The organism is Oxynema mangrovii CENA135, assembly GCF_016632315.1.
GTDB lineage: Bacteria > Cyanobacteriota > Cyanobacteriia > Cyanobacteriales > Laspinemataceae > Oxynema > Oxynema aestuarii.
Window position 1 is genome coordinate 672,153 of the sequence record NZ_JAEOXH010000001.1, and the last position, 13,458, is coordinate 685,610.

7 protein-coding genes are annotated in these 13,458 nt (G+C 53.2%); 5 read left to right on the top strand and 2 right to left on the bottom strand.

What is annotated here, in order from left to right:
- Nucleotides 1-32 precede the first annotated feature (32 nt).
- Nucleotides 33-3,665 (bottom strand): methionine synthase, encoded by a 3,633-nt coding sequence (gene metH / locus JJD41_RS02665; protein WP_200664596.1) that lies wholly within the window; start codon nt 3,663-3,665, stop codon nt 33-35.
- 348 nt (nt 3,666-4,013) lie between these two features.
- On the opposite strand from metH, the gene JJD41_RS02670 reads away from it, so the two are divergent.
- The 3 genes from JJD41_RS02670 to JJD41_RS02680 all read left to right on the top strand — a co-directional run bounded on the left by JJD41_RS02670 (nt 4,014) and on the right by JJD41_RS02680 (nt 8,645).
- Nucleotides 4,014-4,190, top strand: a complete 177-nt coding sequence (locus JJD41_RS02670; protein WP_200664597.1) for a hypothetical protein — start codon at nt 4,014-4,016, stop codon at nt 4,188-4,190.
- Between the two features lie 491 nt (nt 4,191-4,681).
- A complete protein-coding gene (locus JJD41_RS02675; protein WP_370583703.1) occupies nt 4,682-7,186 on the top strand; it encodes a PAS domain-containing protein in 2,505 nt (834 codons plus the stop codon).
- A 73-nt stretch (nt 7,187-7,259) separates the two neighbouring features.
- Nucleotides 7,260-8,645: a CHAT domain-containing protein gene (locus JJD41_RS02680; RefSeq protein WP_370583704.1), complete on the top strand. Its 1,386-nt coding sequence runs from the start codon at nt 7,260-7,262 to the stop codon at nt 8,643-8,645.
- A 412-nt stretch (nt 8,646-9,057) separates the two neighbouring features.
- On the opposite strand, the gene JJD41_RS02685 is transcribed toward JJD41_RS02680, so the two are convergent.
- A complete protein-coding gene (locus JJD41_RS02685; RefSeq protein ID WP_200664598.1) occupies nt 9,058-9,195 on the bottom strand; it encodes a hypothetical protein in 138 nt (45 codons plus the stop codon).
- Nucleotides 9,196-9,520: 325 nt separating this feature from the next.
- Here JJD41_RS02685 and JJD41_RS02690 point away from each other — a divergent pair, with 325 nt between their 5' ends.
- Entirely contained in the window at nt 9,521-10,798 is a 1,278-nt protein-coding gene (locus JJD41_RS02690) for an RNA-guided endonuclease InsQ/TnpB family protein (protein WP_200664599.1), read from the top strand.
- A 116-nt stretch (nt 10,799-10,914) separates the two neighbouring features.
- Nucleotides 10,915-13,404 (top strand): diguanylate cyclase domain-containing protein, encoded by a 2,490-nt coding sequence (locus tag JJD41_RS02695; protein ID WP_200664600.1) that lies wholly within the window; start codon nt 10,915-10,917, stop codon nt 13,402-13,404.
- Nucleotides 13,405-13,458: the final 54 nt, after the last annotated feature.

Genomic DNA, 13,458 nt, shown 5'->3' on the forward strand with positions numbered 1-13,458 from the left:
AGGTGGGCAAAAATTGCCCACCCTACTTTCCATCAGGCGCTGAAATATTTCGCTACCGGGTGATAGGTAATAATCGCCGTCGTCGATTGTTCAGGATAAAGCTGTTCGCTTTCATCCATGTACATCGAAATACGATCGCTCCCCAATAACTCCAACTGCTTGTATTGATCCTCAATATTCGGACAAGCGGGATAACCAAAACTGTAACGAGAACCGCGATAACGCTGTTGCAAAATATCGCGAATATTATCCGGTTCCTCACTCCCAAATCCCAACTCGCGACGGATGCGCGCGTGCAACCATTCCGCCATCGCTTCCGCCGTTTGTACCGCCATACCGTGGAAATACAAATAATCCGTATATCGATCCGAATCAAACAGTTTTTTCGCGTATTCCGTCGCAATTTCGCCCACGGTAACCGCGTGCATCGGGAACACGTCAACGATACCCGTTTCTTTCGGGGCGAAAAAGTCGGCAATACACAGGCGGCGCATCGATTTTTGACGGGGAAACTCGAACGTCGCCACCACCGTTTCCGGCTGAGAATTATCATCTTTCATTTCCGCCGGATCGTAAAGAAACAGCGTATTTCCTTCCGCCTGACAGGGGAAATAACCGTAAATCGCTTGCGGATGTAATAAATTATCCTCGACAACGCGTTGCTTCCAAGTCTCTAAAATTGGACGAACTTCTTTATCGATAAATTCGTCGTACTCCTCCCGAGATTGACCCTTCGGCTTGCGGAACTGCCACTGTCCGACAAACAACGCTTGCAAGTCCAAGTACCAGAAAAGTTCCTCCAGGGGCATATCTTCCGGTTGCAGAACTTTCGTGCCCCAAAATGGCGGTTTGGGGCGATCGATAGCGATATCTACCGCTTCCGATCGCCGCGTGTCGATCGCTTGAGGTTCCGCAGCTTCTTGCTTTTTCTTCTTCGCCGATTTACGGCTAACACCGCCATTACTTTCAGCAGTTTCTACCGCTTCCGACTCGGCTGTAGCCACTTTACCGTTGTCGCTGGCTTCATCCAAAAAGCCTTTAAAATCGTCCCAATTGTTGGCCGATTTGGCAGGCATCAACTTGTCCATAAAGTGAAGGTCAGAAAAAGCATCTTTCCCGTAAACGACCTTCCCTTGATAGGTATTTTGACAATCTTCGTGAACGAATTTCGGGGTTAAAGCGGCACCGCCTAAAATCACCGGAACCGAGATGCCGCGTTCGTTGAAGGTTTCTAAATTATCCTTCATAAATGCGGTCGATTTCACCAACAGACCGCTCATGGCGATACAGTCTGCTTTGTGTTCTTCGTAGGCTTCGATGATATTTTCGACGGGTTGTTTGATGCCTAAATTAATCACCCGATAGCCGTTATTGGTCAAAATAATATCGACCAAATTTTTACCGATATCGTGAACGTCCCCTTTCACCGTGGCAATAACCACCGTACCTTTAGCATTATCCCCGGCTTCACCTTTTTCCATGTACGGTTCGAGATAGGCGACGGCAGCTTTCATTGTTTCCGCCGATTGCAACACGAACGGAAGCTGCATCTGTCCGGAACCGAACAGTTCGCCGACCACTTTCATGCCGTCGAGGAGATATTTGTTGATGATATCTAAGGGGGGATGCTTTTCTAACGCTTGAGCGAGAACGTCTTCCAAGCCGATCCGTTCGCCGTCGATAATATGCTGTTTGAGTCGTTCTTCGATCGGCAAATTGGCATCGAGGGAACGATCGCGCTTGGTGGTTTTACCTTGGAAGAGTTCGGTTAACTTGGTGAGGGGATCGTAGACGCAATTATTCCCTTCAAATTGGCGGCGATCGTAGATCAAATCGCGACAAACTTGCTGGTGTTCTTCGTCAATTTTGGCTAAGGGGAGAATTTTGCTGGCGCTGACGATCGCCGAATCCAAACCCACCTGCATTGCTTCGTGTAAAAACACGGAATTGAGTACCTGACGCGCCGCCGGATTTAATCCGAAAGAAATATTAGACACCCCTAACAAAATGTGACAGTGGGGCAGTTCTTCGCGCATTTGGCGGATGGCGTCGATGCTGGCTTTACCGTTGCCGCGATCTTCCTCAATCCCGGTGGAAATCGGCAAGGCGAGGGGGTCGAAAAAGATTTCGTGAGGGGGGATACCGTAGGCGATCGCCGCCTCGTAAGCGCGTTTGGCGATCGCGAACTTCTTCTCGGCAGTGCGGGCCATTCCGTCTTCGTCGATCGTCCCGACCACGACCCCCGCGCCGTATGTCTTCGCCAACTCCAGCACTTTGTAGAATCGCGGTTCGCCGTCTTCATAGTTGGTCGAGTTGAGCAGACATTTACCCCCGGCGACTTTTAACCCGGCTTCCATCTTCTCCCATTCCGTGGAATCGAGCATTAGGGGAAGAGTGACGTTAGTCACCAGGCGGGAGACCAACTCGTGCATGTCGCGGACGCCATCGCGACCCACGTAATCGACGTTGACATCGAGAATGTGGGCGCCTTCTTTCACTTGAGCTTTCGCCAGGGCAACTAAGCCGTCCCAATCTTCATTATTGAGCAGGGTGCGGCATTTTTTCGACCCACTGGCGTTGAGGCGTTCGCCGACGATCAAGAACGAGTTGTCTTGTTCGTAAGGTTGGGCGCTGTAAATGGAGGCGGCGGCGGGGATGTATTGGAACGAGTCCCGTTTTGGCGGTTCGCCGTCGCCGTCCCAGGTACGGACCGGGCGGGCTTTGGGGTGTAGGGTTTTGGCAATTTCGGCGAGTTGTTCGATATGTTGGGGGCGGGTTCCGCAACAACCGCCGATCACTTGAACGCCGAGGTCTTCGATGAAGTGCATCAGGGCCATGCGCAGTTCCATCGGCGTGAGTTTGTAGTGCGCTTGTCCGCCGACGTTTTCCGGGAGTCCGGCGTTGGGGATGCAGGAGACGACGAAGGGGGAGTTTTCCGACAGGTAGCGGATGTGTTCCTTCATCTTGTCGGGCCCGGTGGCGCAGTTGAGACCGAGGATGTCGATCGAATAGGGTTCGAGGATGGACAGGGCCGCGCTAATTTCGGAACCGACGAGCATGGTTCCCATGACTTCCATCGTGATCGAGACCATCAGGGGGAGGCGGCAGTCTTTTTTAGCGAAGACCTCTTCGATGGCGGTGAGGGCGGCTTTGATTTGCAAGACGTCCTGACAGGTTTCGACGATCAGGAGGTCGGCGCCGCCGTCGATTAAGCCTTCGGCTTGTTCGGCGAAAGCGTCGTGGAGGATGTCGAAGTCGATATGCCCGAGGGTGGGGAGTTTGGTTCCCGGACCGATGGATCCGGCGACGAAGCGCGGTTTTTCGGGGGTGGAGAATTCGGCGGCGACGCTTTTGGCGAGTTCGGCGGCTTTTTTGTTGATTTCGTAGGCACGATCGCCGAGGTCGTATTCGGCGAGGACGATCGAGGTGCCGCCGAAGGTGTCGGTTTCGATGACGTCGGCGCCAACTTCGAGGAAACCGCGATGGACTTTTTTAACGGCTTCGGGGTTGGTAATGACGAGGTATTCGTTACAGCCTTCGTATTCTTTGCCGCCGAAGTCGTCGGCGGTGAGATTTTGGAATTGCAGGCTGGTTCCCATGGCGCCGTCGAAGACAAGGACGGGGCGATCGGGGCTGTGAAGACGTTGGAGAAATGGACTTTTCATGGTCGCAATTGGCACGAGTAAGGATTGAATCAAACACGAATGTGAATGAGGATGGCTATGGGTTTTTTCCCTTAACCTATTGTGCAAAATTATCAGAGTTCGGTGGGGAGTCCAACTCACGATCGCCCGTTTTGGAAGGAAGATCGCACGGATTGAGAAAGTAATTTTCGTATTTAATGCAGTTTACCGAACCCGAGGGAACGGTTGCCGAATGGCGGCGAGGCGTTCGCCTCAGTCGGCGCTGACTGTTTCAAGTTTATCAAGGCCAACGAAAGTTTTTGGGTTGAAAACCGTGCCTTTTTAAGGCAGCTTTGCGATCGAGTTAGGACGAAGCGGAAAATCAGATGTGTGGTCGTAGTCTGCGAACTGACTGTCGCCAACGGGCTACTGTCTCCTACTGTCTGCTTCCTAACCTATCCGACGATTGACGTCAGGCGATCGGGGGTTCTCACATTGGGTCAGGATAAGGATCGCTGCGGTCTTGACCCAGAAGCTTCTTATCGTGTCGGTAGCGATCGCTACTGAAGTCATAAACTAACCTGAATTTTTTAAAAATTATGTGAAGTTATGATATAATTTAGTTAAAGAAGCCGCCTAGAAGCCCCCAAAGATTTGACCAATTTGTTTAAAAGCTCGTACATTTCCCAAAAAATAAGCAATAATACTTTACAACTGGGGGAACTTTCAACCGCGTGCATCTGCCTCTAGGTTGGATAAGATTTTCGCTTCAGGGAACGCATCACAAAATCCAAAAGGGGCGCTGGTGCCAGCCGCATCTTCCTAACGTTTAACCCTCGCTCGCGGCGATCGCGAGATCGATAGAATTTGCCGATTGTTCCAGCAATCGGTCGATTTTCATAGCCTAAATCAGCTAAATAAAAATCGAGTGCCTATTTAAGCTAAAAAAATCGGGATAAGCTGCAATTTTGCCTGAAATAAGCTTTATTCCCGAGCGATCGCCGTAGCTATTTGACTGAATTGACAGCAGAAGACAAGCATCCAGGAGGTTTACCCCCGTGCGGAAGACACCCGCCACCCCCCGTTCGCGAACCACTTCGACCCTGACCCATCCGAGGGCGCCGATGTCGCCACAATCCAGTGCAAACCGCTCGTCCGGGATTCGTGCGTCAACCGCTTTCGAGCAGTTTGCGCGAGCCGTCCCGGTGCCAATGGCCTTACTCGACCGTCAAATGCGCTACATCGCCGTTTCCCAACGGTGGTTGGACGATTACGGCATCGACGAAAACGACATTGTCGGGCGATCGCACGCCGAAGTATTTACTCACCTCTCCCGAGCATGGCACGAGAACTTTCGCCGTTGCTTGTACCACGGCGAAACCCACAACCAACGAGATCGCCTCATCAAACCCGACGGTCAAGTCGATTGGGTCGAGTGGAAGATCGAACCCTGGTACGGCGACCCCGGCGAAATTAGCGGGGCGATCGTCATCGCCGAAATCGTCACCGTTCGCGAAGCATCTGCGCAAGAGCAACGCCAGCAACTCGACGAAGCCCTCGAACAAAGCCAGCAGTCGGCTTACATCCACCAATTCGCGATCGAAAAAGCCGTCGATGCCATCTTTTGGATCGACCCCGACAGCAAACTGAGCTACGTCAACGAAGCCGCCTGTCAACTGCTCGAATATCGACGGGACGAACTGCTCGCCCTCAAACTGCACCAAATCGATCCGGCATTTTCCCCAAATATTTGGTCGGAACATTGGAAAGCCATCAAACAATTCGGTTCCTTTACCTTTGAATCGACCCACCGCACGAAAAGCGGGCGTATTTTCCCCGTCGAAGTGCGAGTGAACTACCTAAAATATAAACATCGCGAATACCACTGTGCGTTCGTGCGCGAGATTACCGAACGCAAACAATACGAAACCGCTTTACAAAGTGCCAACGAACAACTGCAAGCCGTTCTCGATGCCGTTCCCGGCTTAGTCTCCTGGCTCAGTCGCGATCTCAAATATCTCGGCGTCAACCGCCAGTTAGCCAGCACCTTCGGGCTACGCCCGGAAGATTTTAGCAATCGAGAAGTCGGCTTCATAGAAAGTCACCCTGGATTTGCGGAATTCGCCCGGGAATTTTTCGAGAGCGAAACGAAAACGATTTCTAAAGAAATCTGCATCGGACTCGAAGGACAACGGCGCAGTTACTTACTCGGGGCCCAAAAATACCACCACAACAGCCGCGCGGTCTTTGTCGGACTCGACATCACCGATCGCAAACAGATGGAAGCCCAATTGCGCCGCAGCGAAACCCTCTACCGTACCTTGGCGCGCAACTTCCCCAACGGGGCCGTCTGTTTGTTCGATCGCGACTACCGCTATACCCTCGCGGAAGGAACCGAACTGGCAAAAGTCGGCCTGTCCAAAGCCGCAATGGAAGGTCAAACCTGTCGGGACGTGTTCGACCCGGAAACGGCGGAAATCATCGAGCCGTTGTACGCTAAAGCCCTCGACGGCGAAGAAACCGTCGCCGAAATTCCTTATGCAGGTCGGATTTACCTCACCCACGTCTTGCCTCTCAAAGACGATACTGGGGAAGTCATCGCCGGGATGATGATGACCCAGAATATTACCGAACGCAAAAAGAACGAACAGGTGTTGCGGCGATCGCGCCAACGCTTGCGCGAACAGGCCCACCGCCTGCGCGACGCCCTCGCCGAACTCAAACAAACCCAAACCCAACTCATTCAAACCGAAAAACTCTCCAGTTTGGGTCAGTTAGTCGCCGGGGTCGCCCACGAAATTAACAATCCGGTCAGTTTTATTTACGGGAATATCGCCCACGCGCGCCAATATGCGAACGAACTGCTAGAGTTAGTGGAACTGTACGCCGACGCCTATCCCGAACCGACGGAGGCGATCGCCGAACGGATCGAGACCATGGGGTTAGATTTCGTACGCGAAGACTTTCCCAAACTGATGTCATCGATGCAAGTCGGGGCCGATCGCATTCGCGAGGTGGTGCTGTCGTTGCAAAACTTCTCGCGGTTGGATCAGGCGCAGAAAAAACCCGTCAACCTGCACGAAGGGATTGACAGTACCTTGTTAATCTTGCAAAGTCGGCTCAAAGCCAAAGGGGGACGTCCGGGGATTGAAGTGGTCAAAGACTACGGCGACTTGCCGAAAGTGGAATGTTACGCCGGACAGCTCAATCAAGTGTTTATGAACTTGCTCGCCAACGCGATCGACGCTTTGGAAGAACGAGGAATCGAGTGCGATGCCTCCGAATCCGGGGAAGAACCGACGATCGCGATCCGTACCCGGGCGATCGCGGGCAATCGGGTCGAAATTCGGATCGCCGATAACGGCTTGGGAATGACCCCTAACGTGCGGCGCAAACTGTTCGAGCCGTTTTTTACCACCAAACCCCCTGGCAAAGGGACGGGTTTGGGGTTATCAATTAGTTATCAGGTTGTCGTTCAAAAACATGGCGGCCAACTGAACTGCGATTCGACCCCCGGACGGGGAACGGAGTTTGAGATCGTCTTGCCGATCGAGGCGAAATGAGCCGCAAGCGGTAGGGAGATTGAGGGGACAGTGGAGTCGGTCGTCTTGATGGTAAACGAATCGAGGATCGAGGGTGAATTATCGTAAGTTGGTCTTGTTATTGTTGGCCGGATGTGGGTTGGCGATCGCCCTAGGAATGAGTGGGAGTCTGGTAGGACGGGCGATCGCCCAGACGCAATCTCCCCCAGCCCAAACCCAGCTTGCTTTACCGGAACTGCTCGATCGCGTCTCCACTTCCGAAGCGGTCGCGGCGATCGAAACGCGCTGGGAAAATGCTTACGAGAGTTATTTCGGGGCGAATTTCGGCGATATTGAGATCGACGCCGCCCAAATTGCCGAGATTCTCGACCGTCTCGGACGGCAAACCGGGAAGCGGTCGGCGCTGATTTACGCGATCGCCGCCCCCAAACAATTAGAATTGATATTAGTGTTACCCGGTCGCGACCCGATTCGCAAAAGTATTCCCGAAGCAGACCGGGAAACCGTTCTCGACGCGGTTTTACAACTGCGTCAGGAAATTACGAACCCTCGCAAACGCAACCGCGAGAGTTATCTCGAACCGGCGCGATCGCTTTACGATTGGATCGTGCGCCCGTTAAAAGCCGAATTAGAGGCGAACGAGATTAGCACTTTGTTGTTTTGTGTCGGCAATGGCTTGCGGACGTTGCCCTTTGCGGCCCTGCACGACGGCGAACGGTTTTTAATTGAAGAATACGGATTTACGCGCATTCCGGCGTTTAAGTGGACCGATACCCTTTACGGCGATTTGCGTGAGTCGAAAGTCTTGGCGATGGGGGCGTCGGAGTTTGAAGAGCTTTCGCCGTTGCCTGCGGTTCCCGTGGAACTGGCGGCGATCGCCGGGGATTTATGGTCCGGTCGGGTTTTTCTCAACAACCGTTTTACCTTAGAAAATCTGCGATCGCAAGTGCAAGAGAACGACTATCGCATCGTTCACCTCGCCACTCACGCCGAATTTAAACCCGGCGATCCGAGCAATTCCTTCATTCAATTGTGGAACGAAAAACTCACCCTGGATCGAATGCGTCAACTCGGTTTCGATACGGCGAATATGAGTTTGTTGGTGTTGAGTGCGTGCAAGACCGCCTTCGGGGATGAAGATGTCGAGTTGGGTTTTGCCGGATTGGCGGTGCAAAGTGGGGTGAAAACGGCTCTGGCGAGTTTGTGGTACGTCAGCGATTCGGGAACCTTGGCCCTGATGAGCGAATTTTATCGAGCCTTGCGCGCAACCGACGCCAACGGTCAGCCGAAGATCAAAGCCGAAGCGTTGCGACAAGCGCAAATCGCGATGATTCGCGGTCGGGTGCGCGTGGAAGGGAGCCAGTTGCGCGGCTCCGGAGAAGAGGTCGATTTACCCCCTGCCTTGCAGACCTTCGCTCCGGATAATTTGTCCCATCCTTATTATTGGGCTGCGTTTACGGCGATCGGCAGTCCGTGGTAAGGAGAGCCTGGCGGCGGCGATACTCCAAGGGAGCCGCTTTACGAACGCCCCCCACTTAAAACACACTCACGAGCCTCGATCGATGAAAACCGCAAGACAGTTAATTCCCCGATCGCATCTATAGCACGAGGGAACGATCGCCCCCCGTTCCTGGGGTCAAAACCATTTTTTCAGATAGAATGCACGGGAATGGCTCATTTTGCAGGAAAATAGAAAAGGCATAGGGGAGCGGCGTGGAGGTTGTCGGGTTCTAGGGCAAGGATTGAACGGCAAGAAAACGAGTCTAGATACAGCCGAAGCGCAATCTGTAAGTCTTTCACTGTTGTCAGGGTCGCTGTTGTGGGAATGCTTCGAGGGTTGGGAGGCGATTGCTCGGCGTCTCCCCTGGAGAGTCGCCGGACCGATTGTAGATTCAGGGAATAGCCAGCACGCATCCGGCGATCGCGAAGTCTCTGGGGAGGAGCATCGTCCTCGGCGGTGGAATTTTGAGGGACGGACCGAAGGCAGCCAACCCGCCGCACCCTTCCGCCTGCCGTCGTGAGACGTCCACACCCTCTCCATGGCCCGAGTTTTTGAAAATATAGGCAACATCTAACCGATAAAATGTCTCTTATTGATTGAACAATTCGTTCACTTGACGTTCAGCTTAACCGCTATTCCTCCCGGCACTGTACCCGAAGGAATAGCGGTCAACTTCGATGGGGTTCAATGCCCCAGAGACGCCCAGACTTCTAATGTATTGCCGCAAAACGTCGGTTTGATTGCGTTCCGTAAGTTTACAATATCTGTCTAAATGTTCCTTTTCAACATCCGAGATTCTAAGGCTTATTTGGCTTTTAAGTAGCAATCGTATTTATATCTACTAAAATGATGGCATGAAACTAGCCTACCAGTACAAGCTATTGCCGACCTACGAGCAACGATGCCGCATGGATAAGTGGCTCGATAGGTTGCGCTACCAGTACAACTATCTGCTGGCAGATCGCTTTGACTGGTGGGAGATGAATCGATGTCCTGTTAATGCCTGTCCTTTGGTGTGCAGTATCGCTCAGCCCAGAGAACAGCCCGAATACTACGGGCAAAAACGCTCCCTGGTCTCACTTAAGCAGGAGCGGGAATGGTACGCCGATCTTCATGCTGATGTCTTGCAGGAAACGGTGAAGCGGGTAGACCTCGCATTTGCTCGGTTCATCAAAGGCGACAAGAACGGTAAACGTAGCGGTAAGCCTAGATTTAAGGGGAAGAACCGCTATCGCACCTTTGCCTATCCGCGAGTCAAACCAGACTGCATCCAGGGCAATCAAGTCACCCTGCCCAAGCTGGGTGAAGTCAAGTTGATTCAACATCGCCTTGTACCAGAAGGATTCACGATTAAGCGGGCTTTGGTAACCAAGAAGGCGGACGGCTGGTATGTCACATTAACCCTTGAAGACAAGAGCGTTCCTGACTTGCCAGCGATCGAGATCCAGCCCACCGAGACCAATAGCATTGGCGTGGATGCCGGACTGGAATACTTCATCGCCTGCTCTGATGCTTCAACCAAGCAACCGCCAAAGTTTTACCGCCAATCTGAAGACAAATTAGCTAAGCTCCAGGGAAAGCGAGACGCCAGGGCTAAAGGTTCAAAGCCGCGCCGTAAGCTGAATGAGCGTATTGCCAAGTTGCACCAACGCATTGCACGGCAACGGAAGCAGTGGCATTTTGAAACCGCTCGAGAGTTAATCGATAAAGCGGAAGTCATCTTTGTCGAGGCTCTGAAAGTCTCTAATATGTCCCGACGACATCAGCCGAAGCCGGGGGAGAAGGGAACATTTCTCCCTAACGGGCAAGCAGCCAAGTCGGGCTTGAATAAAAGTTTTGCTGATGCTGGGATAGCTGGGTTCCTGAACGATGTACTGCCTTACGTGGCTGAAAGAGCTGGTAAGCGGGTTGTGAAGGTTCATCCGGCTGGCACATCCCAACATTGTGCAATGTGTCTGAACCGAGTGCCGAAGGAATTGTCCGATCGCTGGCATGAATGCCCTGATTGCAAGGCGTCCATGGCGCGAGATCTCAATTCTGGGTTACTCATCAAAAAAGTGGGGTTGGGCGTTCGCCTCACGATAAAACGCGAATCCCGTAACAGGAGGAGAAGCCCGCGCCGTACTGCTTAGCGGTCGGCGTCGGGAGTACGTCACGCAAGGTTGAGTCTCTCAAACCCTCTCGGTCGTCATGATTTTGGTCAGCTCGGGGAATTGGCCCCAAGCCCGTTGTTAAGCCCTTGTCTTCCATGCTTGAAAGCTCTGCGTTTTCGATTCATTTAGCTATTGAGCGCCATCCCGTTACCGTCGCTCCTCAGACTTCGGTCGGCGAGACTATTTTGCTGATGAGTCAGGCCAAAGCGAGTTGTGTGGTCGTGGTGGAAGATCGAACTCCCGTGGGGATTTTCACCGAACGAGATTTAGTCAAGTTGACGGCCCGATGTGCGGCGAAGGATCGAGTGCCATTTCTGGAACGGTTCGGTCCGGTCGAGATCGCCGAGGTGATGAGTCAAAAGCCGATCGCCTTAGAAGAAACGAGTCTCGACGACTTGCGATCCGTACTCAATTTGCTCAGACAATACCAGATCCGCCATTTGCCGATTGTCAACCGCGAGGGGGATTTGGTCGGAATTGTCACCCACCAGAGTATCCGGGATACGATTCAGCCTGCGGACTGGATGCGTTTGCGACGGGTCAAGGAAGTGATGGGCGATCGCGTGATTACGGCGCCGGAAACGGCTACGGTGAACGATTTAGCGCGGTTAATGCACGAAGCTCGGGTCAGTTGCATCGCGATCTCCCGTCCCCTAGAGTCCGACGATCGCACGGATTCCCCGAAATTGGGGGACGCCGAGGCTCCGGTGATTCCTTTGGGCATTGTCACGGAACGCGATATCCTTCAATTTCATGCGTTGGGGTTGGACGCGCGATCGCTCCACGCAGCCCAGGTGATGAGTAGCCCCCTGCTCCAAGTTCAGCCGACGGATTCGCTCTGGTCCGCCCATCAGTTGATGAACCGCCACCGCATTCGCCGTCTGGTGGTCACCGACGAACGGGGCTGTTTGTGCGGCATCATCACCCAAACGAGTTTACTGCAAGGATGGGCGCCAATGGAAATGACCGACGCCCTTTCGGCTTTGCAGCGCTTGGTCGAAGAGCGCACCAGCGAACTGCAACAGGCCAATACTCAATTAAGACGGGAAATTCAAGACCGCAAACAAACGGAAGAAGCCCTGCGGATTTCCCAAGCGAGGCTGGCGGGCATTTTAAATATTGCCGACGACGCGATCGTTTCCGTGGACGAACATCAATGTATTCAGTTGTTCAATCAAGGGGCGGAAAAAATCTTCGGTTATCGTGCCAGCGAGGCGATCGGTCAACCTTTAGATTTACTCCTCCCCGAAGCCGTGCGCGCCATCCACCGCCAGCACGTCAATCAATTTCGCCATTCCCCAGATGTGGCCCGTCAAATGGGCAGTCGCGCCGAAGTCCTCGGTCGTCGCAAGGACGGCAGCGAATTTGCGGCGGAAGCGTCGATTTCTAAATTGCAAGTCGGTTCGGAAAAACTGCTGACGGTGATCTTGCGCGATATTACCGATCGCAAACAAGCCCAAGCGGCATTGCAACTGCAACTGGATCGCGAACGGTTGATGGGGGCCATGCGCGATCGCATCCGCCAGTCTCTCAATCTCGATGAAATTCTCAATACCACCGTCGCCGAGGTGCGCCAATTTTTGGTCACCGATCGCGTGATCGTCTATCAATTCAATCCCGATTGGAGCGGTCAAGTGGTGGTCGAATCGGTCAGCGCCGACTGGCTGCCGATCTTGGGTCTCAACATCCACGATCCCTGTTTTGGCGAGGAATACGCCCAACTCTACGCCAAGGGTCGTGTCAGGGCAATTCCGGATATTTTTGAAGCTCCTCTGAGTCAGTGTCACCGCAATTTACTCAAGCAGTTTCAGGTCAAAGGCAATCTGGTCGTTCCGATTTTGCAGACGGAAACCACCGTGCAGATGCCGGACCTGCGTTCGCGAATCCTCTCCCCAGGAGAATCGAATCATAATCGCTTGTGGGGACTCCTGATCGCCCACCACTGTCGCTCTCCCCGTCAGTGGCAAGATTGGGAGGTGGATTTTCTCACGGCTTTGGGAACGCAAGTGGCGATCGCCATCCAACAATCCACCCTGTTCGAGCAGTTACAAGCCGCCAACCAACAGTTACGCCGCCTCGCCACCCTCGACGGTTTGACCCAAGTCGCCAACCGCCGCCGTTTTGACGAATATCTCGATCGCCAATGGCGGCACATGGCGCGAGATCGTCATCCGCTTTCTCTTATTTTATGTGATATAGATTGCTTTAAGCTATACAACGATACCTACGGTCACCAAGCTGGAGATGAATGCTTGCAAAGCGTCGCCGCCACCTTAACCGAATGCGTCAAACGCCCCTGCGATTTAGTCGCCCGTTATGGCGGCGAGGAATTTGCCGTGATTCTTCCCGACACCGACCCCGAAGGCGCCCGCAACGTCGCCGAACGCATTCGCCGCAGCATTTTCGAGTTGTCGATTCCCAACCACAACTCCTACGTCAGCCCCTACGTCACCATGAGTGTCGGCGTCGCCACCACGACCCCCGAACCGGATTCCTCCTGGAGTGAATTAATTGCACTCGCCGATAAAGCGCTTTATGCGTCGAAAAATAAGGGACGCAATCGGGCGATCGCGATGGTGTTGTAATTTCAGATTTCAGACGGGAGGGAACTCTAGGGAGAAATTCTCAGCGTCTCTGAG